This window comes from Aquabacterium sp. (assembly GCF_035476535.1).
Classification (GTDB): domain Bacteria; phylum Pseudomonadota; class Gammaproteobacteria; order Burkholderiales; family Burkholderiaceae_C; genus Pseudaquabacterium.
In genome coordinates, this window is record NZ_DATILJ010000270.1 from 15,878 (window position 1) to 40,034 (window position 24,157).

At 68.6% G+C, this 24,157-nt stretch carries 26 protein-coding genes and 1 pseudogene; 22 read left to right on the plus strand and 5 right to left on the minus strand.

All coding sequences use genetic code 11. The features are described 5' to 3' along the window. Positions 1-29: 29 nt before the first annotated feature. Positions 30-449, minus strand: coding sequence for a hypothetical protein (locus VLK61_RS26735; RefSeq protein WP_325425757.1), 420 nt, complete (start codon positions 447-449; stop codon positions 30-32). 71 nt (positions 450-520) lie between these two features. Here VLK61_RS26735 and mpl point away from each other — a divergent pair, with 71 nt between their 5' ends. The 13 genes from mpl (at position 521) to VLK61_RS26800 (ending at position 13,259) form a co-directional block, all read left to right on the plus strand. Next, positions 521-1,897 carry a UDP-N-acetylmuramate:L-alanyl-gamma-D-glutamyl-meso-diaminopimelate ligase gene (gene mpl / locus VLK61_RS26740; protein ID WP_325425759.1) on the plus strand — a complete coding sequence of 459 codons (1,377 nt, stop codon included), beginning with the start codon at positions 521-523 and terminating at the stop codon, positions 1,895-1,897. Positions 1,898-1,911: 14 nt separating this feature from the next. Beyond that, positions 1,912-2,496: a YqiA/YcfP family alpha/beta fold hydrolase gene (locus tag VLK61_RS26745; RefSeq protein WP_325425761.1), complete on the plus strand. Its 585-nt coding sequence runs from the start codon at positions 1,912-1,914 to the stop codon at positions 2,494-2,496. Between the two features lie 106 nt (positions 2,497-2,602). Further along, on the plus strand, positions 2,603-4,609 hold the full coding sequence (locus tag VLK61_RS26750) for a ribonuclease catalytic domain-containing protein (RefSeq protein WP_325425810.1): 2,007 nt from the start codon (positions 2,603-2,605) through the stop codon (positions 4,607-4,609). Between the two features lie 7 nt (positions 4,610-4,616). After that, on the plus strand, positions 4,617-5,483 hold the full coding sequence (locus VLK61_RS26755; protein WP_325425763.1) for an energy transducer TonB: 867 nt from the start codon (positions 4,617-4,619) through the stop codon (positions 5,481-5,483). Beyond that, positions 5,480-6,385: a shikimate dehydrogenase gene (aroE, locus tag VLK61_RS26760; RefSeq protein ID WP_325425765.1), complete on the plus strand. Its 906-nt coding sequence runs from the start codon at positions 5,480-5,482 to the stop codon at positions 6,383-6,385. Before VLK61_RS26755 ends, aroE begins: the two co-directional genes overlap by 4 nt. Continuing rightward, on the plus strand, positions 6,382-7,131 hold the full coding sequence (gene mtgA, locus VLK61_RS26765) for a monofunctional biosynthetic peptidoglycan transglycosylase (protein ID WP_325425767.1): 750 nt from the start codon (positions 6,382-6,384) through the stop codon (positions 7,129-7,131). The genes aroE and mtgA overlap by 4 nt, the downstream gene beginning before the upstream one ends. A gap of 37 nt (positions 7,132-7,168) precedes the next feature. Further along, entirely contained in the window at positions 7,169-7,774 is a 606-nt protein-coding gene (locus tag VLK61_RS26770; RefSeq protein WP_325425769.1) for a hypothetical protein, read from the plus strand. Then, positions 7,771-8,289 (plus strand): TlpA family protein disulfide reductase, encoded by a 519-nt coding sequence (locus VLK61_RS26775; protein WP_325425771.1) that lies wholly within the window; start codon positions 7,771-7,773, stop codon positions 8,287-8,289. Before VLK61_RS26770 ends, VLK61_RS26775 begins: the two co-directional genes overlap by 4 nt. A 210-nt stretch (positions 8,290-8,499) precedes the next feature. Continuing rightward, entirely contained in the window at positions 8,500-8,952 is a 453-nt protein-coding gene (gene accB, locus VLK61_RS26780) for an acetyl-CoA carboxylase biotin carboxyl carrier protein (protein WP_325425773.1), read from the plus strand. A gap of 127 nt (positions 8,953-9,079) precedes the next feature. Continuing rightward, positions 9,080-10,429 carry an acetyl-CoA carboxylase biotin carboxylase subunit gene (gene accC, locus VLK61_RS26785; protein WP_325425774.1) on the plus strand — a complete coding sequence of 450 codons (1,350 nt, stop codon included), beginning with the start codon at positions 9,080-9,082 and terminating at the stop codon, positions 10,427-10,429. 15 nt (positions 10,430-10,444) lie between these two features. Continuing rightward, positions 10,445-11,353 carry a 50S ribosomal protein L11 methyltransferase gene (gene prmA / locus VLK61_RS26790; RefSeq protein WP_325425776.1) on the plus strand — a complete coding sequence of 303 codons (909 nt, stop codon included), beginning with the start codon at positions 10,445-10,447 and terminating at the stop codon, positions 11,351-11,353. Between the two features lie 7 nt (positions 11,354-11,360). Then, a complete protein-coding gene (locus tag VLK61_RS26795) occupies positions 11,361-12,299 on the plus strand; it encodes a zinc-ribbon and DUF3426 domain-containing protein (RefSeq protein ID WP_325425778.1) in 939 nt (312 codons plus the stop codon). A 45-nt stretch (positions 12,300-12,344) separates the two neighbouring features. Beyond that, the gene (locus tag VLK61_RS26800; RefSeq protein WP_325425780.1) at positions 12,345-13,259 is read left to right on the plus strand and encodes a carbohydrate kinase family protein; all 915 of its coding nucleotides are present in this window, start codon (positions 12,345-12,347) and stop codon (positions 13,257-13,259) included. A gap of 35 nt (positions 13,260-13,294) precedes the next feature. Here the strand turns inward: VLK61_RS26800 and VLK61_RS26805 are convergent, their stop codons facing one another. Continuing rightward, the gene (locus VLK61_RS26805; protein WP_325425782.1) at positions 13,295-13,891 is read right to left on the minus strand and encodes a 5-formyltetrahydrofolate cyclo-ligase; all 597 of its coding nucleotides are present in this window, start codon (positions 13,889-13,891) and stop codon (positions 13,295-13,297) included. A gap of 52 nt (positions 13,892-13,943) precedes the next feature. Here VLK61_RS26805 and VLK61_RS26810 point away from each other — a divergent pair, with 52 nt between their 5' ends. Continuing rightward, the gene (locus VLK61_RS26810) at positions 13,944-14,381 is read left to right on the plus strand and encodes a TfoX/Sxy family protein (RefSeq protein WP_325425784.1); all 438 of its coding nucleotides are present in this window, start codon (positions 13,944-13,946) and stop codon (positions 14,379-14,381) included. A gap of 65 nt (positions 14,382-14,446) precedes the next feature. On the opposite strand, the pseudogene VLK61_RS32290 reads toward VLK61_RS26810, so the two are convergent. After that, positions 14,447-14,659, minus strand: a pseudogene (locus VLK61_RS32290) (DUF2917 domain-containing protein); the annotation flags it as partial. A 90-nt stretch (positions 14,660-14,749) separates the two neighbouring features. Here VLK61_RS32290 and VLK61_RS26815 point away from each other — a divergent pair. From VLK61_RS26815 to VLK61_RS26830, 4 genes are all read left to right on the plus strand, one after another. Then, positions 14,750-15,721, plus strand: coding sequence for a LysR substrate-binding domain-containing protein (locus VLK61_RS26815; protein WP_325425786.1), 972 nt, complete (start codon positions 14,750-14,752; stop codon positions 15,719-15,721). A 77-nt stretch (positions 15,722-15,798) separates the two neighbouring features. After that, on the plus strand, positions 15,799-16,482 hold the full coding sequence (locus VLK61_RS26820; RefSeq protein ID WP_325425788.1) for a glutathione S-transferase family protein: 684 nt from the start codon (positions 15,799-15,801) through the stop codon (positions 16,480-16,482). A 137-nt stretch (positions 16,483-16,619) separates the two neighbouring features. Next, positions 16,620-18,626, plus strand: coding sequence for a transglycosylase SLT domain-containing protein (locus VLK61_RS26825; protein WP_325425790.1), 2,007 nt, complete (start codon positions 16,620-16,622; stop codon positions 18,624-18,626). Positions 18,627-18,648: 22 nt separating this feature from the next. Beyond that, positions 18,649-19,881 (plus strand): multifunctional CCA addition/repair protein, encoded by a 1,233-nt coding sequence (locus VLK61_RS26830; protein ID WP_325425792.1) that lies wholly within the window; start codon positions 18,649-18,651, stop codon positions 19,879-19,881. 45 nt (positions 19,882-19,926) lie between these two features. On the opposite strand, the gene VLK61_RS26835 is transcribed toward VLK61_RS26830, so the two are convergent. Then, the gene (locus tag VLK61_RS26835; protein WP_325425794.1) at positions 19,927-20,121 is read right to left on the minus strand and encodes a DUF2905 family protein; all 195 of its coding nucleotides are present in this window, start codon (positions 20,119-20,121) and stop codon (positions 19,927-19,929) included. 18 nt (positions 20,122-20,139) lie between these two features. Further along, complete coding sequence (locus VLK61_RS26840) at positions 20,140-21,240, minus strand: class I SAM-dependent methyltransferase (protein ID WP_325425796.1); 1,101 nt, start codon at positions 21,238-21,240, stop codon at positions 20,140-20,142. A gap of 18 nt (positions 21,241-21,258) precedes the next feature. Between VLK61_RS26840 and VLK61_RS26845 the strand changes: the two genes are divergently transcribed. Genes VLK61_RS26845 through VLK61_RS26860 form a run of 4 tightly spaced genes read left to right on the plus strand, consistent with a single transcriptional unit; the run spans position 21,259 to position 23,990 of the window. Then, a complete protein-coding gene (locus VLK61_RS26845) occupies positions 21,259-22,050 on the plus strand; it encodes an SDR family oxidoreductase (protein WP_325425798.1) in 792 nt (263 codons plus the stop codon). Then, positions 22,050-22,448, plus strand: coding sequence for a dihydroneopterin aldolase (locus VLK61_RS26850; protein ID WP_325425800.1), 399 nt, complete (start codon positions 22,050-22,052; stop codon positions 22,446-22,448). Before VLK61_RS26845 ends, VLK61_RS26850 begins: the two co-directional genes overlap by 1 nt. Beyond that, positions 22,445-23,368: a tRNA 2-thiocytidine(32) synthetase TtcA gene (ttcA, locus tag VLK61_RS26855; protein ID WP_325425802.1), complete on the plus strand. Its 924-nt coding sequence runs from the start codon at positions 22,445-22,447 to the stop codon at positions 23,366-23,368. Before VLK61_RS26850 ends, ttcA begins: the two co-directional genes overlap by 4 nt. 10 nt (positions 23,369-23,378) lie before the next feature. Then, complete coding sequence (locus tag VLK61_RS26860; protein ID WP_325425804.1) at positions 23,379-23,990, plus strand: DUF4136 domain-containing protein; 612 nt, start codon at positions 23,379-23,381, stop codon at positions 23,988-23,990. The last annotated feature ends 167 nt before the right edge of the window (positions 23,991-24,157 follow it).

The following is a 24,157-nucleotide window of genomic DNA, read 5'->3' on the forward strand; positions in this document are numbered from 1 at the left end:
CGCGTGAATGGGGTGGTTCAGCGGGTGGATCAGCGGTAGGCAATCCACCGGCCGCAGATGATGACCGCGATCCATAGCCCCAGCGACAGCGCGGTTTGCGCCCGCGCGGCGCGGTCCAGCCGCTGCAGGCCATGGCGGGCATGAAACAGCGCCGCGTTGCAGCCAGCCACCATGACCAGGCCCATCTTGACCACAAACACCCGGTTGGACAACAGCTCGGCGGCCTGGCCGGCGAACATCAGCACGCCGCTGGCGGCGATCAGGCCGAAGCCGGCCAAGGCCACCGGCAGCGCCAATCGCGCCAGCGCCGGCACCGCGAGTGCCGCGCCGGCACCCCAGACCCGCAACTCCAGCAGCACCAGGTTGCCCACCAGCAGCGCGATGCCGACGATGTGCAACACCTCCAGCGCGGGGTAGACCCAGGGGTGGCCGACGATCCAGCTTGCCATCCCGGTGATTGTCAACGTGATCGCCGCGGCGGCGCGGTCGGCGCGGATACCGGCTCCTAGAATCTTCAGCCATGCACATCCACATCCTCGGCATCTGCGGCACTTTCATGGGCGGCCTGGCCGCCATCGCGCGCGAAGCCGGCCATCGCGTGACCGGCTGCGACGCCAACGTCTACCCGCCGATGAGCGATCAGCTGCGCGCCCTCGGCATCGAGTTGAGCGAAGGCTACACGGCGGACCAGCTGGCGCTGAAGCCCGACATGTTCGTCATCGGCAACGCCATGACGCGCGGCAATGCGCTGATCGAAGCGCTGCTCGATGCCGGCGCACCCTTCACCAGCGGGCCGCAATGGCTGGCCGACCATGTGCTGGCCGGCCGCCACGTGCTGGCCGTTGCCGGCACGCACGGCAAGACCACCACCACCGCGATGCTGACCTGGATCCTGGAACAGGCCGGCCTGCAGCCGGGCTTCCTGGTCGGCGGCGTGCCGCAGAACTTCGGCATCTCGGCGCGCCTGGGTCCCGACGATGCCCGCGTCGCCGCGGGCGTGGGCCGGTACTTCGTCATTGAAGCCGACGAATACGACACCGCGTTCTTCGACAAGCGCAGCAAGTTCGTGCATTACCGGCCGCGCACCGCGATCCTGAACAACCTGGAATACGACCACGCCGACATCTTTGCCGACCTGGCCGCCATCGAAACCCAGTTCCATCACCTGGTGCGCACAGTGCCGGCCTCGGGCCGGCTGGTCGTCAATGCGCGTGAAGAAGCGCTGGGCCGCGTGCTGGCGCGCGGCTGCTGGAGCGAGGTACAGCGCTTCGGCGCGCGCAAGGAAGAACCCGGCGCCTTGCGCGCACGCGGCGAGCCGCATGCCTTCGACGTGCTGCGCGGCAGCCTGAAGATCGCCCGCGTCGACTGGCCGCTGCTGGGTGAACACAACCAGCTGAATGCGCTGGCGGCGATCGGCGCGGCCGAGCATGTCGGCGTCGCACCCGATGTCGCCGGCAAGGCCCTGGCCAGCTTCCAGGGCGTGCGCCGCCGGCTGGAGCTGCGCGGCGAAGCGCGTGGCATCAAGGTCTACGACGACTTCGCGCACCACCCGACCGCCATGCGCAGCACCGTCAACGGCCTGCGCCGCAAGGTCGGCCTGCAGCGCATCCTGGCGGTGTTCGAGCCACGCAGCAACACCATGAAGCTGGGCGCGATGAAGGCCCAGCTGCCCTGGTCCTTGGAGGAAGCCGACCTGAGCTTCTGCCTGCAGGGCAACTACGGCTGGGACGCCGCGGAAGCGCTGGCGCCGATGGGCTCGCAGGCCGTGGTGACCGACAGCGTCGACAAGCTGGTCGCCGCGGTGGTCAAGGCCGCGAAACCGGGGGACCATGTGCTGGTGATGAGCAACGGCGGTTTCGGCGGCATCCACGACAAGCTGCTGAAGGCGCTGGGCTGATCCGCCGTCCGACCATGCCGACGACGCATCTGCTCTACCTGCACGGCTTTCGTTCGTCGCCGCAGTCCTTCAAGTCACGCCGCCTGCAGGATTGGCTGCAGGCCCACCGGCCCGATGTGCTGTGGTGCGCGCCGCAGCTGCCACCCTCCCCGTCCGCCGCCTGGCAGCTGATCAACGAGGTCACTGCCGGCTGGCCCGCCGAGCAGATGGCCGTGGTCGGCAGCTCGCTCGGCGGCTTTTATGCCACCGCGCTGGCCGAAGCCCGCGGCTGCCGCGCGCTGCTGCTGAACCCCGCCGTGCAGGCGGCCCGCGATCTGGCGCCGTACGTCGGCGAGCTCAGCTATTTCCATGCACCGCAGGACCGTTTCGACTTCCGCGCCGAGTACATCGATGAACTGCGTGCGCTGACGGTGCCGGCGATCACCCGCCCCGAACGCTACGCCGCACTGATCGCCAAGGGCGACGAAGTGCTGGACTGGCGCGAGATGAGCGGCCGCTACCCCGGCGCCAGCATCCGCCTGCTCGAAGGCAGCGACCACGGCCTGTCGGACTTCGATGCACACCTGCCCTGGGTGCTGCAGCAGTTGCACCTCGCATGACGGCGCCGAACGACGAACCGGGAGCTGAAGCCCGCGCGATGGGACAATCGCCCCGGTGAGCTACGCCCTGATTGATGACGCCGGCAAATTCCTCGCCGGCCGCGTGATGTCCGATGCCGAGGCCTCGATGCAGATCGAGCTGGATTCCGGCAAACGCGTCAAAGTGAAATCCGCCAACGTGCTGTTGCGCTTCGACAAGCCGCTGCCGGCGGAGTTGATGGCCCGCGCGCATGCGCTGAGTGCCGAGATCGACCTCGACCTGGCCTGGGAATTCGCCCCCGAAGGTGAATTCGGCTTCGCCGACCTGGCACGCGACTATTTCGACGCCAAGGCCGGGCCGGAGCACCAGGCCGCGGCGCTGCTGCGGCTGTTCGACGCGCCGCACTACTTCCGCCGCGCCGGCAAAGGCCGCTTCAAGAAGGCGCCCGAAGACATCGTCAAGGCTGCGCTGCTGGCCATCCAACGCAAGCAGCAGGTCGCCGCGCAGATCGACGCCTGGGCCGCCGAGCTGGTAGCCGGTCAGTGCCCAGCGCCAGTGCAGGAACAGTTGTTCCGCATCCTCTTCAAACCGGACAAGAACGGCCCCGAGTACAAGGCCGTGGTCGAAGCCGCGCGCCGCGCGCAACGCCAGCCGCTGGACTTGCTGAAAGGCGCCGGCGCGATTTCGTCGCCCTACCAATTCCACTGGCGGCGCTTCCTGTTCGAGCAGTTCCCCAAGGGCACCGGCTTCCCGCCCCTGGCCGCACCGGCGATCAAGGACGAGTTGCCGCTGGCGCCGGTACAGGCGTTTTCGATCGACGATTCGCAGACCACCGAGATCGACGATGCACTGTCGGTCAACGGCCTGGGCACCGGCACGGTGATCTTCGGCGTGCACATTGCCGCGCCCGGCCTGGCGGTGCTGCCCGACTCGCCGATCGACAAGGTGGCGCGCGAGCGCCTGTCCACCGTCTACATGCCCGGCTGGAAGCTGACCATGCTGCCCGACGAAGTGGTGCAGGCCTACACACTGATCGAAGGCCGCGACTGCCCGGCGGTGAGCCTGTATGTCAGCTTCGACGAAGCCACGCTGGAAGTGCGCGGCACCGAGACCAGGCTGGAACGGGTACCGATCGCCGCGAACCTGCGCCACGACCAGCTGGACGAGGTCGTCACCGAAGCCGCGCTGACCGGCGAGGCGGTGGCCGAGTACCTGTTTGCGCAGGAACTGGCCTTCACCTTCCGCCTGGCCCGGCACCTGAAGGCCAAGCGCGAAGTGGTGCGCGGCAAGCCCGAGAACTTCAACCGGCCGGACTACAACTTCCGCCTCGACGGCAACACGGCCGAGCCCGACGGCAGCGAGACCGTGCGCATCACCGAGCGGCGCCGCGGTGCGCCGCTGGACTTGATCGTCTCGGAGGCGATGATCCTGGCCAACAGCCACTGGGGCGGCATGCTGGCCGACTGCGGCGTGCCGGGCATCTACCGCAGCCAGGCCAGCCTGGCGCCGGGCATCAAGGTGCGCATGGGCGTCAAACCGGCGCCGCATGCCGGCATGGGCGTGCCGCAATACACCTGGGCCACGTCGCCACTGCGGCGCTATGTCGACCTGGTCAACCAGTGGCAGATCATTGCCAGCACGCGCCATGGCCGCACCGCCGCGCTGGCCGCGCCGTTCAAGCCCAAGGACGCGACGCTGTTTTCGGTGATCTCGTCCTTCGATGCCGCCTACAGCGCGTACAACGATTTCCAGCATGCCATCGAGCGCTTCTGGGCGCTGCGCTGGCTGGAGCAGAACGCCGTCACCGAGTTGAATGCCACGGTGCTGAAAGAGGGCCTGGTGCGCGCCGACAACCTGCCGCTGGTGTTCAAGGCGCTGGGCTGCGACAACTTGCCGCGCGGCACCCATGTGCGGGTGCGCCTGACCGGCAGCGATGCGCTGACGCTGGACCTGCACGCCACGCTGGCCGCGCGGCTGGATGAAGCGCTGCCGGCCACGGCGGAGGAAGAGTCCGACGACGAGGCCGAGGCCGCTGCGCCGCTGGCGCTGGCCATCGATGTCGGCGACGCCGACGCGAGCGGCAGCGCGGTCACCGAAGCACCTGCCGACGAACCCGCGGCGCCGACGGCCTGACCCTGCCATGTGGCGTCGGCTCACCCGGCTGAGCACGCTGCAGGCTGCGCTGCTGTTTTCGGCAGCCGTGCACGCGGGTTTGTTGACGCTGCGCTTCATCGACCCGGAGGCCTTCAGCCGCATCTTCACCGAGACGCCGCTGGAGGTGACGCTGGTCAACGCCCGTTCCAACGAGGTGCCGACCAAAGCCCAGGTGATCGCCCAGGCCGCGCTGGCCGGCGGCGGCGACGTCGCCGAAGGCCGCGCCACCTCGCCGCTGCCGGCCACCGCGCAGGCCGAGATCGGCGACGCCAGCGACGACGCCCGCCGCCGTGTCGACACGCTGCAGGAACAGCAGCAGCAACTGCTGGCCCAGGTGCGGCGCGAAGTGGCGATGCTGCCGCCGCCCGATCCGCAGCGCGACGCCGGCACGCCCAAGGAACGCGACCAGGAAGAGCGCCGCCGCCAGCTGCTGAAGCTGCTGGCCGAGATCGAAAAACGCATCAATGAAGAAAACGCCCGGCCGAAGAAACGCTACATCAGCCCGGCCACGCGCGAGGAGGTCTATGCGCTGTATTACGACCAGCTGCGCCGCCGCATCGAGGAACGCGGCACCCGCGACTTCCCCGAATACCGCGGCCGCAAGCTGTATGGCGAGCTGACGATGAACGTCACTGTCGACGCACGCGGCCGCGTCGTCGAGGCCGAGGTCGTGCGCGGCTCCGGCAACCGCCAGCTCGACAAGCGCGCGGTGGCCATCGTTCGCGCCGCCGCGCCGTATGGTTCGTTCAGCGGCGCGATGCGCCAGCAGGCCGACCAGATCGTCGTCACCTCCCGCTTCCGCTTCACGCGGGAAGACGGCCTTGAAACCACTCTCAGCACCGCCCCGCGATGACTGTTTCTGCTTCCCGTCGTGACGCCGTTCATGACTCCCTCAGTGACCGTTACGCGGTGCTCGGCAATCCGGTCGCGCACAGCCAGTCGCCCTTCATCCACGCCGAATTCGCGCGGCAAACCGGCGAGCCCATCGAATACGGCCGAATCGAGTGCCCGCTCGATGGCTTCCAGGCCAGCGTCCAGGCCTTCATCGCCAGCGCGGATGCGGCGGCCGGCCGCGGGCCGGCGCGTGGCTGCAACATCACGGTGCCGTTCAAGTTCCTGGCCATCCCGCTGGCCCGTCGGGTCAGCGAGCGGGCAGCGCTGGCGCAGGCCGCCAACGTGCTGCGCTTCGATGACGACGGCTGGTTCGCCGACAACACCGACGGCATCGGCCTGGTGCGCGATGTACAGCAGGGTGCGGGCGTCGCGCTGGCCGGGTTGCGGGTGCTGCTGGTCGGTGCCGGCGGCGCAGCGTCGGGTGTGCTCGGGCCGCTGATCGCCGCGGCGCCACGGGCCATCACGGTGGCCAACCGCACGCCGGCGCGGGCAGTGGAACTGGCGCGGCGCCATCAGCCGCTCGCCGACCAGCACGGCGTGACGCTCCGCGCCACCGGCCTGGACGATTGCGGCGAGACCTACGACGTGCTGCTCAACAGCAGCGCCAGCAGCCTGGGCGGCGCGGCGGTGCCGGTGAGCCCGCGCACGCTGGCGCCCGACGCGCTGGCGCTGGACATGATGTACGGCCCGGCCGCCGCGCCCTTCCTGGCCTGGGCCGACGCCCATGGCGCACGCGGACGCGACGGCCTGGGCATGCTGGTCGAGCAGGCGGCCGAGGCCTTCTTCGTCTGGCGCGGCGTGCGGCCCGACGCCGCGGCGGCACTGGCCGCGCTACGCGCCCGTCTGGCAGGCCCGCGATGAAGCACTCGCTGGGCGGTACGCTGTGGCGCGGCTTCGCGCTGCTGCTGTTGTGCGCGCTGTCGCTGCAGGCCTACTTCCTGCTTCGCATCGCGCTGATGCTCGTGATCGATCCGCAATCCACCACCTTCCAGCGCAGCGAGGCCTGGCGCCTGTTGAGCGAGCAGCAGCGCATCCGCTGGAGCCAGCAGTGGGTGGACGACGCCCAGCTGTCGCCGCACCTCAAGCGCGCGGTGATCGCCAGCGAGGATGCCGGCTTCACCGAGCACAGCGGCATCGAATGGGATGCCATCGAAAAGGCCTGGGACAAGAACCAGCGCCGCCAGACGCAAGCTGAGAAACGCATCGCCGCCAACCCCAAGGCCGCGGCCCGGCCGCCCAAGCTGATCGGCGGCTCGACCATCAGCCAGCAACTGGCCAAGAACCTGTTCCTCTCCGGTGAGCGCACCTTGCCGCGCAAGATGCAGGAACTGGTGCTGACACTGGCGCTGGAGACCCTGCTGTCCAAGCAGCGCATCCTGGAGATCTACCTGAACAGCGTGGAATGGGGCGAAGGCCTGTTCGGTGCGCAGGCTGCCGCACGGCACTACTTCCGCACCGACGCGCAGCGGCTCGATGCCTACAGTGCCGCCCGGCTGGCGGTGATGCTGCCGGCGCCCAAGCGCTTCGAGAAGAATCCGTCCTCGGCCTACGTGCAGGGCCGTGCCGCGACGATTGCCGCACGCATGTCGGCCATCGACGTGCCCTGACCGCCGCAGTGCTGTCCGACTTTCTTACAATCCGCCGATGAACGCGTCGCTGACCGCCGAAATTGCCGCCAGCGCCGCGCGCCTGGTGGTCGAGGACGGCATGGAATACGGCCCGGCCAAGCGCAAGGCCGCCCGGGCGCTGGGCAGGCACAGCGTGCGCCCGGCCGAACTGCCCAGCAACGAGGCGGTGGAAGACGAAGTCCGGGCCTACATCGAGCTGTTCTGTGCCGACACCCAGCCGCAGGAACTGCTGGCCCTGCGCCAGCTGGCGCTGCACTGGATGGAGCGGCTGGCCGAGTTCCGGCCGCACCTGGCAGGTGCGGTCTGGCGTGGCACGGCGACACGCCTGTCCGCGGTCCAGCTTGACCTGTACTGCGACGATTCCAAGTCCGCCGAGATCGCGCTGATCAACCTGGGCCTGGACTACGACACTGCGTCCCGCTCCGATGGCCGCGGCGGTGAACAGTCGGTGCTGAGCCTGGGTGTGCGCTGCGCGCCGCTGAACGAGCTGGTCACCGTGCACCTGAACATCCTTGATCATGACGACCTGCGCGGCGCGCTGAAAGGCGATGCGCAGGGCCGCAGCTGGCGGGGCGATGCCACTGCATTGCGCCGCCTGGTGCCGCTGGAGACGTCCGCATGAACCGCCGCAGCGCTTTGACCGCCACGCTGGGCGCAGCAGCCGGTCTCGCCGGCGGCGGACTGGCCTGGTGGCACAGCGGAGCCACGGCTGCGGCCGCCTCGCCTGCCGAGATGTGGACGATGCGCTTCGAGCGGCCCGAAGGCGGTGAACTGGTGATGGCCGAGTTGCGCGGCAAGCCGCTGCTCATCAACTTCTGGGCCACCTGGTGCGCCCCCTGCATCAAGGAATTGCCCGAGATCGACCGCTTTCACCAGGCCTTCGCCAAGCAGCAGGGCCAGGTCATCGGTCTGGCCATCGACGGGCCGACCCCCGTGCGCGAGTACCTGCGACGGGTGAAACTGGGTTTCCCGATCGGCTTGGCCGGCCTGGACGGCACCGACCTGGTCCACCTGCTGGGCAACCTGCAAGGCGCCCTGCCCTTCAGCGTGATGATCAATGCCAAGGGCCAGATCGTGAAGCGCAAGATGGGCGAAACCAGCTATGCCGAGCTGATTGATTGGTCGCGCCAGGTTTGATTCCAAGTTTCAGCAATTGACGCGATACTGACCGGATCTCTGCATCAACGCCGCGCAAGTCGATTTTGCTCGGCGTTTCCCGCCAGGCCATTGCGCAACGCAGGCGCGTCGCGCATGATGTGCCACAATCGCCGTCCTTTGAACGCTGATGCCTGCAAATACAGCGCAGCTGGCGGCCCAAACCGAAAAACTGAACGAGGAGTGCGTCGCATGGATCTGCGCAAGCTCAAGACCCTGATCGACCTGGTGTCGGAATCGAACATCTCGGAGCTGGAGATCACCGAAGCCGACGGCAAGGTGCGCATCGTCAAGGCCGATCCACGGCCTCTCGTGGCCTCGGCTCCGGTGATGATGCAGGCTGCCGCGCCGGCCATGGCGGTAGCGGCGCCGGCGGTGGCCGCCGGCCCTGTTGCGCCGCCCGCCGAGACCGGCCACATCGTCAAGTCACCGATGGTCGGCACCTTCTACCGCTCCTCCAGCCCGGGTTCCAAGCCGCTGGCCGAAGTGGGCCAGGCGGTGAAGGAAGGCGAATCGATCTGCATCATCGAAGCCATGAAGATCATGAACGAGATCGAAACCGACAAGTCCGGCACGGTCACCAAGGTGCTGGTGGAAAACGGCCAGGCCGTCGAATTCGGCCAACCGCTGTTCGTCATCGAATAACCAGCGGCCGCATCCGATGTTCAAGAAGATTCTCATTGCCAACCGGGGGGACAAGGCCGCAGGCCTTGCGGCGCAGCCACATTGCCCGGCAGGCGTAGCCTGCAAGGGCGATTGAGCCGAGGGCACCATGTTCAAAAAAATTCTCATCGCTAATCGAGGCGAAATTGCCCTCCGGATTCAGCGCGCCTGCCGCGAAATGGGCATCAAGTCGGTGGTGGTGTACTCCGAGGCCGACCGCGAGGCCAAGTACGTCAAGCTGGCCGACGAGGCGGTGTGCATCGGCCCGGCGCCCTCGGGACTGAGCTACCTCAACATGCCGGCGATCATCTCGACCGCCGAGGTCACCGATGCTGAAGCCGTGCACCCCGGCTACGGCTTCCTGTCCGAAAACGCCAACTTCGCCGAACGGGTCGAAAAGAGCGGTTTCACCTTCATCGGCCCGACGCCCGAATCGATCCGCATCATGGGCGACAAGGTCTCGGCCAAGCAGGCCATGATCAAGTCCGGCGTGCCCTGCGTGCCGGGCTCCGAAGGCGCACTGCCGGACGACCCGAAAGCCATCATCCAGGCCGCTCGTGCGGTGGGTTATCCGGTGATCATCAAGGCCTCGGGCGGCGGCGGCGGGCGCGGCATGCGTGTCGTGCACACCGAGGCCGCACTGCTGAACGCGGTGCAGACCACCCGCACCGAAGCCGGCGCCGCTTTCGGCAACCCGGCGGTGTACATGGAGAAGTTCCTCGAAAACCCGCGCCACATCGAAATCCAGGTGATGGCCGACCAGCACAAGAACGCGGTCTGGCTGGGCGAGCGGGATTGTTCGATGCAGCGCCGTCACCAGAAGATCATCGAAGAAGCGCCGGCACCGGGCGTGCCGCGCCGCACGATCGAGCGCATCGGCGATCGCTGCGCGGCGGCCTGCAAGAAGATCGGCTACCGCGGCGCCGGCACCTTCGAGTTCCTGTACGAGAACGGCGAGTTCTATTTCATCGAGATGAACACCCGCGTGCAGGTAGAGCACCCGGTCACCGAGTGGGTCACCGGCATCGACATCGTGCAGATGCAGATCCGCGTCGCCGCCGGCGAGAAGCTGCCGTTCACGCAGCGCAACATCCAGCTGCGCGGCCATGCCATCGAGGTGCGCATCAATGCCGAGGACCCGTACAAGTTCACGCCCTCGCCGGGCCGCATCACGATGTGGCACATGCCCGGCGGGCCGGGCGTGCGTGTCGATTCGCATGCCTACACCAACTACATGGTGCCGCCGAACTACGACTCGATGATCGGCAAGATCATCGTGCACGGGGACACGCGTGAGCAGGCGCTGGCGCGCATGCGCACCGCGCTATCGGAAACGGTCGTCGAAGGCATCCAGACCAACATCCCGCTGCACCGCGAGTTGATGGCCGACGCCAAGTTCATCGAAGGTGGCACGTCGATCCATTACCTCGAAGGCTGGTTGGGCCAACACAAGCGGTGAGGCGGGCGTAGCAGCATGCATGAATTGGTTCTGAGCGTTCCGGAGAGCCTGGTCGAAACGGTCTCGGAGGCCTTGTCAGACGAGCTGGAAGCCTTGTCGGTGTCGGTCGAGGATGCCGACGCCGGCACCGAGGCCGAACGCGCGCTGTTCGGTGAACCCGGCATGCCGGCGCCTCAGGCCGGCTGGCAGCATTCCCGGGTCACCGCCCTGTTCGACAGTGAAACCGCGGCCACCGAAGCGGCCACGCTGCTGTTGGCGCAGGACTGGGCCACGGGCCTGGCCATCGCCGCGCTGCGCGAAGTGGCCGAGCAGGACTGGGTGCGGCTGACGCAATCGCAGTTCGCGCCGGTCGAGATCACGCCGGCCTTCTGGATCGTGCCCAGCTGGCATGAAGCCCCGGCCGTCGCGCGCCAGGTCATCCGGCTGGACCCCGGCCTGGCCTTCGGCACCGGCACGCACCCGACCACGCGCATGTGCCTGCGCTGGATCGCCACCCACGCCGCGCCATGGCCGCGGGTGCTCGACTACGGCTGTGGCTCCGGCATCCTGGCGATCGGCGCGGCGCTGCACGGCGCACAGGCGATCGACGCCGTGGACATCGACGAGGCCGCGGTCGAATCGACCCGCGCCAATGCGGCGGCCAATGGCGTCACGCTGGCAGCGGGCCTGCCCGATGCCGCCCAAGGCGTCTACCCGCTGGTGCTGGCGAACATCCTGGCCACGCCGCTGAAGCTGCTGGCGCCGCTGCTCGCCGGCCATGTGGCCGCGGGCGGCGACCTGGTGCTGGCCGGCATCCTGGAGCGCCAGGCCGATGAGCTGAAGACCGCTTACGCCCCCTGGCTAGCGCTGGAAGTGAGCGACAGCGAGGACGGCTGGATCCTGATGACTGCCCGCAAGCAGACCGCCGCGCCCGGCGTGGCATGATTCAAGAATGAGCCTCGCGACCCGCTGCACCGAATGCGGCACGGTGTTCCGTGTCGTGCAGGATCAGTTGAAGGTCTCCGAAGGCTGGGTGCGCTGCGGCCGCTGTTCGGCGGTGTTCAACGCGCTGGAAAACCTCTGCGACATCGACGCCGAAAGCGGCGCGGCCACCACCACCACCGCGCGCTTCGAGACAGCGCATGTGTCGGGGCATCAACGCCTGGATGGCCCGGACTACGACGCCGACTTCATCTCGCCCGGTGTGCCCGAGAACGTCGCCTTCGACGAGCAGCCCGCCTTGTCGCCCGAGGACGAGCCGCTGTCCGAACCCTCGGCGGCTACGACGATGCCCTTCGACGATGAGCCTGGCGCCATCGTCAACTTCAGCAGCGAATCGACCGCCGATGCTGCAGCGCAGGCGCCGGTCGAACCCGGGCCGGCGCCGCAGTTCGTGCAGGCCGCCGAGCGTGCCGCGTTCTGGCGCCGCACGCCGGTGCGCGCCGGCTTGGCCGTGGCCAGCGTCTTGCTGGGAGTGCTGCTGGTCACGCAACTGGCGCTGGCCAACCGCGATCTGCTGGCCGCGCACCTGCCCGCCGCACGTCCGGCGCTGCTGGCCCTGTGCCAGCTCAGCGGCTGCCGCGTGCAGCCCTTGCGCCGCATCGACCGGCTGTCGGTCGATTCCAGCGGCCTGGCCCGTGTCGACGGTGCCGCGCTGTACCGCCTGTCGGTGGTGCTGCACAACCGCGCCGAGACGGCCTTGCAGGCCCCGGCCCTGGATCTGTCCTTGACCGATGCGGCCGGCAAGCTGGTGGTGCGGCGCGTGCTGCAAGGCATGGAACTCGGGCTGCCGCCGGTCATCGAGGCCGGGCAGGAAGTGCCGCTGCAAACCCTGCTGGCCACCGGCGACAAGCGCATCACCGGCTACACGGTCGAACTGTTCTACCCCTGAAGTCCCCCTCCGCCCACAACCGGCCAGCCCCAGGCCCTACCCACCATGTCCGTCTTGATCTGCGGCTCGCTCGCTTTCGACACCATCACCAACTTCCCGGGACGCTTCGCGCAGCAGATCCTGCCGGACAAGGTGCACATCCTGAATGTCTCGTTCCTGGTGCCCACGCTGCGGCGTGAATTCGGCGGCTGCGCCGGCAACATCGCCTACACGCTGTACCTGCTGGGCGGCAAGCCGCTGGTCAAGGGCGCCATCGGCAATGACGGCGGCGACTACCTGCAGCGGCTGCAAGGCTTCGGCATGGACACCTCCTGCGTGCTGCAGGCGAGTGAGACCTATACCGCGCAGTGCATCATCATCACCGACCAGGACAACAACCAGATCACCGCGTTCCACCCGGGTGCGATGCAGTTGGCCCACACCACCGACATTCCCAGCGGGCGCGGCGATATCGAACTGGCCATCGTGGCGCCCGACGGCCGCGAGGCGATGCAGTTGCACATCGAACAACTGGCCGCCGCCGGCATCCCGTTCATGTTCGACCCCGGGCAGAACCTGCCGCTGTTCGACGGCACCGAGTTGCGCCGTTTCACCGAACTGGCCAGCTGGGTCGCCGTCAACGACTATGAGGGCCACATGCTGTGCGAACGCATGGGCACGACGCTGGAGGCGCTGTCCCGCCAGCCCAACCTGCGCGGCGTGATCGTCACGCTGGGCGCCGAGGGCTGCGACCTGTGGCAAAACGGCGTGCGCCTGCATGTGCCGGGGGTGGCGGCCACCGAAGTGCTGGACCCCACCGGCTGCGGTGATGCCTTCCGCGGCGCGCTGCTGCACGGTTTGTCGCAGGGCTGGGCGCTGGAACGCTGCGTGCGGCTGGGCAACCAGGTCGGCGCGCTGAAGATCGCGCAGCGTGGCGGGCAGAACCACCAGGTGCCGGCGGCGATGCTCGCTGCGGCCTGAGCCGGCTGAATCCAGGGGTCGCTGGCGCGCGACCCTCAGTCTTCCCGCTGCCAGGCCACGCCGTCGTCGGTCAGCATCGCGTCGAGCGGCACATCGTGCGCTTCGCCCTCCAGCCACGGGATGAAGCCATGGGAGTAGCCGACGCCCACCGTATAGGGCCGCGGCGTCAGGGCCGCCAGGGTGCGATCGTAGAAGCCGCCGCCATAGCCGAGCCGCACGCCCTTGGGGCCAAAGCCGACGCAAGGCACCAGCAGCAGCTTGGGCTCGAAAGACTCGGTGTCCTTGGGCTTGGGGATGCCGAAGGCGTCTTCTTCCATCGGGCAGCCCGGGTACCAGACATGGAAGCGCAGCTGCTTGGTCTCGCGGTTGATCACCGGCAGGCCGATACGGCGAACGCCTTCGGCCTCGCTCCAGCGGAACAGCGCCGGCAGCGCGTCGAACTCGCCCTTGATCGGCCAGTACGCGCCGATGGTGCGCTCGGGCCGCGACACCAGCCATACCCGCAGCACTTCCTGCAAGTGCACCGCACGCTGGTGGCGATCGACCATCGCCTGCCGCTCGGCCTGCAGCTGCTTGCGCAGCGTGCCCTTGTCGCGTGACGGCTCGAAGCTGAAGCGGTAGGTGGAGGTCATGGTGCGGATTGTGGCCCGAGGTGGGCCACGCTGCAGATCTACACTGCCCGCCATGTCTTCTGCCGATGCCGAATTCGTCACCCACTGCCTGGAACTGCTGAGCCCGCTCGGCCACGCCCGGGCGCGGCGCATGTTCGGTGGCCACGGCCTCTATGTCGATGATCTGTTCCTGGCCCTGATCATCAGCGACACGCTGTACCTGAAAACCGATGACAGCACACGCAGCCAGTTCCAGGCCGCCGGCTGCCAACCCTTCGATTACGCCACCCGCGACGGGCAGCGCATCGTGATGGCCTACTGGACCGCGCCGCAGGACGCGATGGAATCGCCAGCCCTGATGCTGCCCTGGGGCCGGCTGGCCATGGCTTCGGCGCTGCGCGCCGCGGCCAGCAAGCGCCCAGCGGCACCCCGCAAGACGACGGCCAGGCCGCGCCAGGCCACCGCAGCCACGCCGGCGCCGGCCGCTTCCCGACGCAAGGCCGGGCGCTGAACCCTGGCTTCGCTGCCCAGCTGCCAGCCCAGCTGCGCGCTGCCGCCGGTCTGCCAGGGCTCGATCACCAGGCTTTCGCCGGATTGCAGCCAGAACTGCTCGCCGCGGCCCAGCACATGGTCGTCACCACCACCATCCCGCGTCAGCCAGACCTGACCGCCTTGCACCACCAGCCAGCCCGAACGGCGGGCCTGCAGGCGCAACACACTGGTCAGATGGACCTCGCGCGGCTGCCGATCCAGCACTTGCCAACTCGTCGATTGATGCAGCTTGCTCATGTCGTACCCCTCAGTAGATACCCGCAATGATCGGCCTCATGACCTCTGTGGTCCAATGCTATTGACAACCCCCATTCATGCGAATTTGATATGAATACCCATCGCCAGCGGCCACTCTCCCTGGACGGGCTGCGGGCTTTCGAGGCGGTGGCGCGCCGCTTGTCCTTCAGCGCCGCGGCCGAAGAGCTGTACCTCACGCAATCGGCGGTCAGCCGGCAGATCAAGTCGCTGGAAGAGGAGATCGGCGCCTCGCTGTTCAACCGCGGCACACGCAAGGTGGAGCTCACGGCTGCCGGCGCAGCGCTGGAGCAGGCGGTGTCGCCCTCGCTCGAGCGCATCGACCGCACGGTGCGCCAGCTGCGCATTGCGCGTGGCCGCCAGCATGTCAACGTGTCGACCTTCGCGTCCTTCGCCACGCTGTGGCTGATGCCGCGGCTGGCGGCCTTTCAGGCGCTGCATCCGGACATCGACATCCGCCTGTCGGCCAGCGACAAGCTGGTCGACATGGACGATCCCGAAGTCGACCTGCTGCTGCGCTACGACTACCCGCACAACGTGCCGGCACATGCCGAGCCGATGTTCGGCGAAATGCTGTCGCCGATGACCAGCCCCTGGCTCGTGGAGCAAAGCCGCAACGGCAGCGCTGCCCCCTTGCGCCAGGCCGCCGACCTGGCCGGCCATGCGCTGCTGGAGGAAGACGACCACCGGCCCAGCGCGTTTTCGCTGAGCTGGCGGCGCTGGCTGCAATTGCACGGCGAACCGCAGCTGGAGCCGCGGCGATGGATCTACCTGAACTACACCCACCAGCAGGTGCAGGGCGCACTGGCCGGCCAGGGCATCGCACTGGCCCGCATGCCGATGGTGCACGAGCTGCTGGCCCGCGGTGAACTGGTCGAGCCCTTCGGCCCCGCAGGCCGTTTGGCCGGCGATGCCAGCTACTGGCTGATCCTGCTGCCGCAGGCCCGGCTGCGCCCTGCCCTGCAAGCCTTTGCCGACTGGGTACGCAGCGAGGCCGCACACACCCGCGCCGCGATGGCCCATGAGGGCCAGGCATCGCAGTGATGCAAAAGCCTCACCCCCGAGGGCTCGTGCTGCACCTACGATAGCGGGCCCTTCGCTTGAAGCACTTCGGATCCGACATGCAGCTGTACATCGGCAACAAGAACTATTCCTCCTGGTCGATGCGCCCCTGGGTGCTGATGCGGCAGTTCGGCATTCCGTTCGACGAGGTGATGCTGCGTTTCGACGGCTTCGAGCCGGACTCACGCTTCAAACAGGCCATCTCCAAGCTGTCGCCGACGGGCCGTGTGCCGCTGCTGGTGGACGATTCGCTGGTGGTCTGGGACACGCTGGCGATTGCCGAGTACCTGGGCGAGAAATACGCCGATCGCAAACTCTGGCCGCACCACGCGGCCGACCGCGCCCGCGCCCGCAGCCTGTGCGCCGAGATGCACGCCGGCTTCGGCGCGCTGCGCAGCCACTGTCCGATGAACATCGAAGCCACGCTGCCCGCCGTCGGCGCGAAGGTGATGGCCGAACAGCCCGGCGTGCGCATCGACCTGGCCCGCATCATCGCGATGTGGATGGACGCGCTGGCGGCCAGCGGCGGCCCCTATCTGTTCGGCGACTACTCCATCGCCGACGCCTACTTCGCGCCAGTGGTGATGCGCCTGCGCAGCTACGCGCTGCCGGTGCCGGAGGCCGTCAGTGCCTACATGGCGCAGGTGGTGGCGAGCCCGGGCGTCAACGCCTGGATCCGCGACGCGCTGGCCGAGCAGGACTTCCTGGCGTTCGAAGAGCCGTATCGCACGACACGCACCTGAACGTGCCATAACGCTCGGCGCCGGGCAGCAGCCCGCCGCGCCGGTCATCGCCGCGGCCGGTGCTGCGTTACAGTGTCTTGGCGGTGCGCCGCGCCCCGATTGCTGCCGTGATGCCTGGCCGTTCCTTTTTGAGTTTAGTGACCCGACCCCTGCTGCTCGGCCTGTGTGTGCTGAGCCTCGCTGCACCGCTGGCCGCACAGCCGCTGAACGGCGACACCACCATCCTCGAGGCCCGCGACGCCGTGCGCAAGCGCGACCGCAGCCGCCTGGCCGCGGCCCGCGCCACGGCCCAGGCGGCCCAGCACCCGCTGACGCCTTGGGTCGAGTACTGGGACCTCAACGCCCGCCTGTCCGAACTGAAGGTCGACGAGGTCGAGGCCTTCTACACGCGCTGGTCCGGCAGCTATGTCGAAGACCGGCTGCGCAACGACTGGCTGCTCGAACTCGGCCGCCGCCGGGACTGGCCGGCGATCGCCCGCGACTACCCGCGCTTTCGCATGAACGATGACCGCGAAGTCAGCTGCTGGTGGCTGCTGACCGAGCACCTGGCCGGCCGCGACGTGCGCGACGCCGCCCGCAGCGCCTGGTTCGCGCAGCGTGAGCTGGACGATGGCTGCAACATGCTGGCCACGGCGATGGTCGATGGCAAGCGCTTCCGCAGCGACGATGTCTGGCGCAAGGCCAGACTGTCGGTCGAGGCCAATCGGCCTGCGGCGGCCAAGGCGGCGATCGGCCTGCTCGGCAATGCGGTCGACCGTGCGGCCAGCGATGCGCTGGAAAATCCGACCAAGTACCTGCTGCGGGAGACCGGCCCGGCGCCGGCACAGCGGCAGGAGCTGAGACTGCTGGCGCTGATGCGCCTGGCCGCCAGCGACAGCGAACAAGCCGCCACGCTGCTGGGCGAACGCAGCCACCTGCTGTCACCGGCTCAGGCGGCCTGGGCCTGGGCCTATATCGGCAGGCAGGCGGCCTTCAAGCTGTCGGCCGATGCGTCAGCCCACTATCGCCGTGCCTGGGCGGTGATGCCGGCGGCCGAAGCCGCGGCGCCGGGCTGGAGCGATGAAACCATCGTCTGGGGTGCACGCAGTGCCTTGCGCATACCGGCGGCACGCGAGCGCTGGCCGCTGCTGCTGCGCCAGGTGGGCGTGATGAGCCCGGCGCTGCAGGCCGAGCCGACCTGGGCGTACTGGAAGGCCCGTGCACTCCAGGCCACCGCCCGCGACGGCACGGCCGAAGGCGACATCCAGCGTGCCGAAGCACGCCATTTGCTCGAATCGATTGCCGGTCCGCTGCATTTCTATGGGCAGCTGGCCGCCGAAGACCTGGGCCAGCCGCTGGCGCTGCCGCCGGCGCCGCTGCCGCTCAGCGCGGCGGAACGCGATGCCGCGCGCACCACCCCAGGCCTGGCACGGGCGATGAAGCTGGCCGAACTGGGCCTGCGCGACGAGGCCCGGCGGGAATGGAACTTCACGCTGCGTGGCATGGCCGACCGCGACCTGCAGGCCGCCGCACGCCTGGCCTGCGACGCCAGCGATTGGCAGCTGTGCATCAACACCAGCGACCGCACCCGCGACGACATCGACGTGGCCACGCGCTACCCGATGCCCTTTGCCAACGAGATCCACGCCGCCGCCGGCGCCGCGGGCCTGGAGCCGGCCTTCGTGTTCGGGCTGATCCGCCAGGAAACGCGCTTCATGTCCCAGCTGCGCTCCAGTGCCGGGGCCACCGGCCTGATGCAGCTGATGCCGGCCACCGCGCGCTGGGTGGCCAAGAAGGTCGGCATGGACGTCAATCCGGCCCGGCCCGAGCAGATCAACGACCCGGTGACCAACCTCCGGCTCGGCACCAGCTACCTGAAGATGGTGCTCGACGACCTGTCCGGCTCGCAGGCACTGGCCGCCGCGGCCTACAACGCCGGCCCGGGCCGGCCGCGCCGCTGGCGCGAAGGCCCGGTGCTCGAAGCCGCGGCCTGGGCCGAGAACATCCCGTTCAACGAAACGCGCGACTACGTCAAGAAAGTGCTGTCCAACACCAGCGTCTATGCCGCGGTGCTGAACAAGCAGCCGCCGGTGTTGAAGGCGCGCCTGGGCGCACCGATCGGGCCACGCGACAGCACAGCGCCGGTCAACGGCGAGTTGCCATGAACTGTCCGCTCCGGCCGCCTGCATGAAGCGCTACGTGGTCGGCGGCGCGGTGCGCGACCGGCTGCTGGGCCTGCCGGTCAACGACCGCGACTGGGTCGTCGTCGGAAGCTCGCCCGAGGCGATGCTGGCCGCGGGCTACACACCGGTCGGCCGCGACTTCCCGGTCTTCCTGCATCCGCAGACGCATGAGGAACATGCGCTGGCCCGCACCGAGCGCAAGTCCGGCCGCGGCTACCACGGCTTCGTGTTCCAGGCCGCGCCGGACGTGACGATCGAAGAGGACCTGGCGCGCCGCGACCTGACGATCAACGCCATCGCCGAAGACCCGGACAGCGGCGCGCTGATCGACCCCTACAACGGCCAGCGCGACCTCCAGCAGCGGGTGCTGCGCCATGTTTCCGACGCCTTCGCCGAAGACCCGGTGCGGCTGCTCCGGCTGGCGCGTTTTGCTGCCCGCTTCGCCGAGTTCACGGTGGCGCCCGAAACCCTGCAGCTGATGCGCCAGATGGTCGCGGCCGGCGAGGTCGACGAACTGGTGCCCGAGCGCGTGTGGCAGGAGTTGTCGCGCGGGCTGATGGAAGCGCGGCCCGACCGCCTGCTGCAGGTGCTGCGCGACAGTGGCGCGCTGGCGCGCCTGCTGCCCGAGGTCGACCGACTCTGGGGCGTGCCGCAACCCGCCGCGCACCACCCGGAGATCGACACCGGCGAGCACCTGCTGCTGGTGCTGCGCTGCGCCGCCCGCCTGCAGACACCGCTGACCGTGCGCTACGCCTGCCTGTGCCACGACCTCGGCAAGGGCACGACACCGCAGGAAGAATGGCCCCGCCACATCGCGCACGAAGCGCGCAGCGTGAAGCTCGCGCAGCGGGTCTCCGACCGCTGGCGCGTGCCGACCGATTGCCGCGAACTGGCCGAACTGGCCGCGCGCGAACACGGCAACGTCCACCGCAGCGCCGAGCTCAACGCCGCCGCCCTGGTGCGGCTGTTCGACCGCTGCGACGCCTGGCGCCGGCCGCAGCGTTTCGCCGAACTGCTGCTGGCCTGCGAGTGCGACGCCCGCGGGCGCCTGGGCCTGGAAGACCAGCCCTACCCCCAGCGTCCCCGGCTGCAGCAGGCGCTGGACGCCGCGCGCGCCGTGGACACCGCCGCGGCCGCCGCGCAGGCGCTGGCCCAGGGCCGCAACGGCCCGGCCATCGGCCAGGCGGTGCAGCAGGCCCGCACGCAGGCCGTGCGCGACAGCGGTTTGGCCACGTAATTCATCTAATATTCATTCAACAGGCAGCACGCCGATCCGGGCCGATCAGATCACCAGCCCGATCAGCATCGCCAGCAGGCTCAGCAACACGCTGGACGCCAAGGGCAGATAAAACTCCCGGCCTCGCCAGCGAAAGCGGAAATCGCCCGGCAGCTTGCCCAGCCCGATCTTCTCGAGCCAGCCGCGCAGGCCGCTGAACAGCAGTGATGCGAGCAGGAAGACGATCAGCCAACGAATCACCGGGGGGCCTTTGCTCGTTCACAGCCGGTGCATGCGGTCGCCATCGGCGAACCCCAGGGGCTCAAACGCGCAACCCTTGGCAAAGCCGATCACCTTGAACAGCTCGCCCATCTCGTGCTCGGTGATCAGCTTCTGCGCCATCGCCCGCTCGACCACGCCGGCATCGGCCAGCAGCGGCAGCAAGCCGCAGTTGAACAGGAAGCGCGCCTGCGAGGTGTAGCCGATCACGTCGAGCCCGGCCGCCTGCCCGGCCAGTGCGATGCCGGTGAAATTGACATGCGCGGTGATGTCCTTCAGCCCCACACCGGCCAGCGGCTGCTGATCGGCGCGGTGCGCGCGGTGGCACATCAAGGTGCCGCCATGGCGCTGCGGCAAGTAGTACTCGGCCTCGGGGAAGCCGTAGTCGATGAAGAAGGCCGCGCCGCGCCGCAGCCGCTGCGCCAGCGTGGCGATGAAGGCCTCGGCTTGTGCATGCACTTCGGTCACGGTGCCGGGCACGAACGCAGCGTCGAGCGGCGGGCGCAGCGCCGTCGGTTCGTCGCGCCAGGCAAAGGCCTCGCCGTCCAGCGCCACGCCGCGCTCGAACCAGGCCGCGCCGTCCCAGTGCAGCAGTTGCACCGGCATCGCATCGAGCACCTCGTTGCCGATCACCACGCCGTCGATGAGCTCGGGCAGGCTGTCCAGCCACTGCACCCGCTCGCCAAAGCGCGCCAGGCGCTGCTGCTGGCGTTCACGCAGCACGCCGGAAAGGTCGACGATGCGGTAGTGCCGCACGGCATCGCCCAAGGTGTCGAGCAAGTGCTCGGCGAGGGCTCCGGAGCCGGCACCGAACTCGATCAGTGCATCGGTCTCGCTGGCCACCAGCGCCTGCTTCAGCTGCACCGCCAGCGCGCGGCCGAACAGCGGCGACAACTCCGGCGCGGTGACGAAATCGCTGCCCGACGCCGGCATGGTGCCGAACTTCGGCGCATGGTTGGCGTAATAGCCCAGGCCCGGTGCGTACAACGCAAAGGCCATGAAGCGGTCGAAAGGCAGCCAGCCGCCGGCCTGGGCGATGGCCCGGCGGATCACGGCCGCCAGCCGGCTCGATACACTGTCGGGTTCGCTCGCCGTCGTCATCGCGGCATTGTAGGAAGCATGTCCACACCCTCCTCCCGACCCCTGGTGCTGGTCACCGGCGCGGCGCGGCGCATCGGCCGCGAGATCGCACTCGAACTGGCCACCCACGGCTGGGATGTCGCGCTGCACTGCCGCCATTCGCGCGACGACGCGCAGGCCACCGCGGCGCAGGTGCAGGCCGCCGGCGGCCAGGCCGAAGTCTTCGAGGCCGACCTGGCCGACACCGCCGCCTGCGAGGCACTGGTGCCCGCGGTGCTGCTGCGCTGCGGCCGGCTCGATGCGGTGGTCAACAGCGCGTCGCTGTTCGAGTACGACGATGTCGGCAGCTTCACCGTCGGCATGATGGAACGCCATTGGCGCGCCAACACCGCGCCGGCCATCGTGCTGGCCCGCGCGCTGCACGAGCACCTGGTCGAGCGGCAGGCCCAAGGCGACGTGCAAGGCTGCGTGGTCAACCTGCTCGATCAGAAGCTGGTGAACCCGAACCCGGACTACCTGTCGTACACGCTGTCGAAGGCGGCCCTCGACGCCGCGACGACGATGCTGGCGCAGGCGCTGGCGCCGATCTTGCGGGTATGCGGCGTGGCGCCCGGCGTCACGCTGCCATCCGGCACCATGACGTCCGACGAGTTCGCCCGCGCCCATCAACTCACGCCACTGCAGCGTTCGTCGACGGCGGCCGACATCGCTCGCACCGTGCGCTTCCTGCTCGAATCGCCGGCGATCACCGGCACCACCGTGCTGGTCGACGGCGGCCAGCACCTGCTGCCGCAAGCGCGCGACGTGCAGTTCCTCGCGAAAGGCGCCTGATGCACAGCCTCCTGACCAACCCCAGCCTGATGGACTGCCGGCGCCTGTTCCTGCGCGAGTACGAGGTGTGGATCAACATCGGCGTGCACGACTTCGAGAAGAAGGGCGAGCAGCGGGTGTTGATGAACGTCGACCTTTACGTGCCCTTGAGCTTGTCGACACCGTCGCGAGATCAGCTGCACGAGGTCCTGGACTACGATTTCATCCGCCGTTCGATCGCCGCGCGCGTCTCGCAAGGCCACATCCACCTGCAGGAAACCCTGGCCGACGACGTGCTGAAGCTGATGCTGGCGCACCCGCAGGTGCGGGCCGCACGCGTGTCGACCGCGAAGCCCGACGTCTACCCGGATTGCGAAGCGGTGGGTTGCGAGGTATTTGGCATGAAGGAAGCGTCATGAACACGGTGGTCGATGCCGGCTTGCTCGAGGACAAGGCGGCGAAGAAACAGGCTTACGAGCTGAACAAGCTCAGCAAGCGGCTGCACCGCCAGGTCGGCGAAGCCATCACCGACTTCAACATGATCGGCGAAGGCGACAAGGTGATGGTCTGCCTGTCCGGCGGCAAGGACAGCTATGCGCTGCTGGACATCCTGCTCAGCTTGCGCGAACGCGCCCCGATCAACTTCGAATTGATCGCCGTCAACCTCGACCAGAAGCAGCCCGGCTTTCCCGAGCACATCCTGCCGGCCTACCTGACGCGCCGCGGCGTGCCCTTCCACATCGAGAACCAGGACACCTATTCGATCGTCAAGCGCCTGGTGCCCGAGGGCAAGACCATGTGCTCGCTGTGCTCGCGCCTGCGCCGCGGCATCCTGTACCGCGTGGCCGGCGAATTGGGCGCCACGAAGATCGCGCTGGGCCACCACCGCGACGACATGGTGGTGACCTTGATGATGAACATGTTCTTCGGCGGCCGCATGAAGGGCATGCCGCCCAAACTGGTCAGCGACGACGGCCGGCACACAGTGATCCGCCCGCTGGCCTATGTGGCCGAGACCGACCTGGAGCGCTGGGCCGTGCACCGCGAATTCCCGATCATCCCGTGCACGCTGTGCGGCAGCCAGGATAACCTGCAACGTGTGCAGATCAGGAAGATGCTGCGCGAATGGGAACGCCAGTACCCGGGCCGGGCCGACAACATGCTGCATGCGATGGGCCACATCGTGCCCTCGCACATGATGGACCGGAACCTCTTCCCGTTCACGACGATCTCACCGACAGGCGTGGCCGATGCCGCCGGCGACAAGGCCTTCGATGACGATGAAGCGTGCGGCCCGCCCGCTGGCGGCACGGCGCTGCGCATCCACCGAGACGAGTGAGGATCAGGCCATGAATCGACGTGCACTGAACACCACCTTGGTCCTGTCCGGGCTGGCCGCCGGCGCGCTGCTGGCAGGCTGCGCGGCCTTCAATCAGTTGTCGGCCGATGTCTCGACCTACGGCGACTGGCCGGCCGGCCAGAAGGCCGGCACCTATGCCTTCGAGCGCCTGCCTTCACAGCAGGCGCGCGCCGAAGCGCAGCAGAGACTCGAAGACGCGGCACGCCCGGCGCTGGAGCGCGCCGGCTTCAAGCCCGCATCGGCCGGCAGCCAGCCCGACCTGCTGGTGCAGGTGGGCGCCCGTGTCTCGCGCGCCGACCGTTCACCCTGGGACGACCCGCTGTGGTGGCCGGGTGGTTTCGGTGTCTGGCGCCATGGCTACTGGCGCGGGCCGTACTGGGGGGCTTCGCTGCGCTTCGAATCGCCGCGCTACGAGCGCGAAGTGGCTTTGCTGGTGCGTGAACGCGCCAGCGGCAAGCCGCTCTACGAGGCCCGCGCCAGCAGCGAAGGTTCGCAGAGCAGTGCCGAGCCGGTGCTGCGGCCGCTGTTCGATGCCGCGATGGTCGATTTCCCGGCCACCGGCGTCAATCCGCGGCGGGTGACCGTGCCGCTGCCGGGCTGAGGCTACCGGCTCAGAGCAATTTGACCCGCTTCAGGTACTGCTCGACATCCTTGTAGCTGCCATCGTCGCCGGCGTACTTGACGACATTGCGCACGGTGCGCAGCCAGTCCAGCGTCGACGGCTGCATCTGGCGCAGCGCGTCGTCGAAGTCGGCGGCGCTCAAGCCG

What these genes read in the sequence shown, in the direction of transcription:
- VLK61_RS26770 (WP_325425769.1), top strand. Translation starts at nt 7,169, where the DNA reads ATGAACGCGTCGCTGACCGCCGAAATTGCCGCCAGCGCCGCGCGCCTG.
- VLK61_RS26830 (WP_325425792.1), top strand. Translation starts at nt 18,649, where the DNA reads ATGAAGCGCTACGTGGTCGGCGGCGCGGTGCGCGACCGGCTGCTGGGC.
- mpl (WP_325425759.1), top strand. Translation starts at nt 521, where the DNA reads ATGCACATCCACATCCTCGGCATCTGCGGCACTTTCATGGGCGGCCTG.
- VLK61_RS26840 (WP_325425796.1), bottom strand. Translation starts at nt 21,240, where the DNA reads ATGACGACGGCGAGCGAACCCGACAGTGTATCGAGCCGGCTGGCGGCC.
- VLK61_RS26860 (WP_325425804.1), top strand. Translation starts at nt 23,379, where the DNA reads ATGAATCGACGTGCACTGAACACCACCTTGGTCCTGTCCGGGCTGGCC.
- VLK61_RS26800 (WP_325425780.1), top strand. Translation starts at nt 12,345, where the DNA reads ATGTCCGTCTTGATCTGCGGCTCGCTCGCTTTCGACACCATCACCAAC.
- accB (WP_325425773.1), top strand. Translation starts at nt 8,500, where the DNA reads ATGGATCTGCGCAAGCTCAAGACCCTGATCGACCTGGTGTCGGAATCG.
- VLK61_RS26820 (WP_325425788.1), top strand. Translation starts at nt 15,799, where the DNA reads ATGCAGCTGTACATCGGCAACAAGAACTATTCCTCCTGGTCGATGCGC.
- prmA (WP_325425776.1), top strand. Translation starts at nt 10,445, where the DNA reads ATGCATGAATTGGTTCTGAGCGTTCCGGAGAGCCTGGTCGAAACGGTC.
- ttcA (WP_325425802.1), top strand. Translation starts at nt 22,445, where the DNA reads ATGAACACGGTGGTCGATGCCGGCTTGCTCGAGGACAAGGCGGCGAAG.
- VLK61_RS26745 (WP_325425761.1), top strand. Translation starts at nt 1,912, where the DNA reads ATGCCGACGACGCATCTGCTCTACCTGCACGGCTTTCGTTCGTCGCCG.
- aroE (WP_325425765.1), top strand. Translation starts at nt 5,480, where the DNA reads ATGACTGTTTCTGCTTCCCGTCGTGACGCCGTTCATGACTCCCTCAGT.
- VLK61_RS26735 (WP_325425757.1), bottom strand. Translation starts at nt 449, where the DNA reads ATGGCAAGCTGGATCGTCGGCCACCCCTGGGTCTACCCCGCGCTGGAG.
- VLK61_RS26775 (WP_325425771.1), top strand. Translation starts at nt 7,771, where the DNA reads ATGAACCGCCGCAGCGCTTTGACCGCCACGCTGGGCGCAGCAGCCGGT.
- VLK61_RS26755 (WP_325425763.1), top strand. Translation starts at nt 4,617, where the DNA reads ATGTGGCGTCGGCTCACCCGGCTGAGCACGCTGCAGGCTGCGCTGCTG.
- VLK61_RS26810 (WP_325425784.1), top strand. Translation starts at nt 13,944, where the DNA reads ATGTCTTCTGCCGATGCCGAATTCGTCACCCACTGCCTGGAACTGCTG.
- VLK61_RS26795 (WP_325425778.1), top strand. Translation starts at nt 11,361, where the DNA reads ATGAGCCTCGCGACCCGCTGCACCGAATGCGGCACGGTGTTCCGTGTC.
- VLK61_RS26850 (WP_325425800.1), top strand. Translation starts at nt 22,050, where the DNA reads ATGCACAGCCTCCTGACCAACCCCAGCCTGATGGACTGCCGGCGCCTG.
- mtgA (WP_325425767.1), top strand. Translation starts at nt 6,382, where the DNA reads ATGAAGCACTCGCTGGGCGGTACGCTGTGGCGCGGCTTCGCGCTGCTG.
- VLK61_RS26815 (WP_325425786.1), top strand. Translation starts at nt 14,750, where the DNA reads ATGAATACCCATCGCCAGCGGCCACTCTCCCTGGACGGGCTGCGGGCT.
- VLK61_RS26750 (WP_325425810.1), top strand. Translation starts at nt 2,603, where the DNA reads ATGTCCGATGCCGAGGCCTCGATGCAGATCGAGCTGGATTCCGGCAAA.
- VLK61_RS26845 (WP_325425798.1), top strand. Translation starts at nt 21,259, where the DNA reads ATGTCCACACCCTCCTCCCGACCCCTGGTGCTGGTCACCGGCGCGGCG.
- accC (WP_325425774.1), top strand. Translation starts at nt 9,080, where the DNA reads ATGTTCAAAAAAATTCTCATCGCTAATCGAGGCGAAATTGCCCTCCGG.
- VLK61_RS26805 (WP_325425782.1), bottom strand. Translation starts at nt 13,891, where the DNA reads ATGACCTCCACCTACCGCTTCAGCTTCGAGCCGTCACGCGACAAGGGC.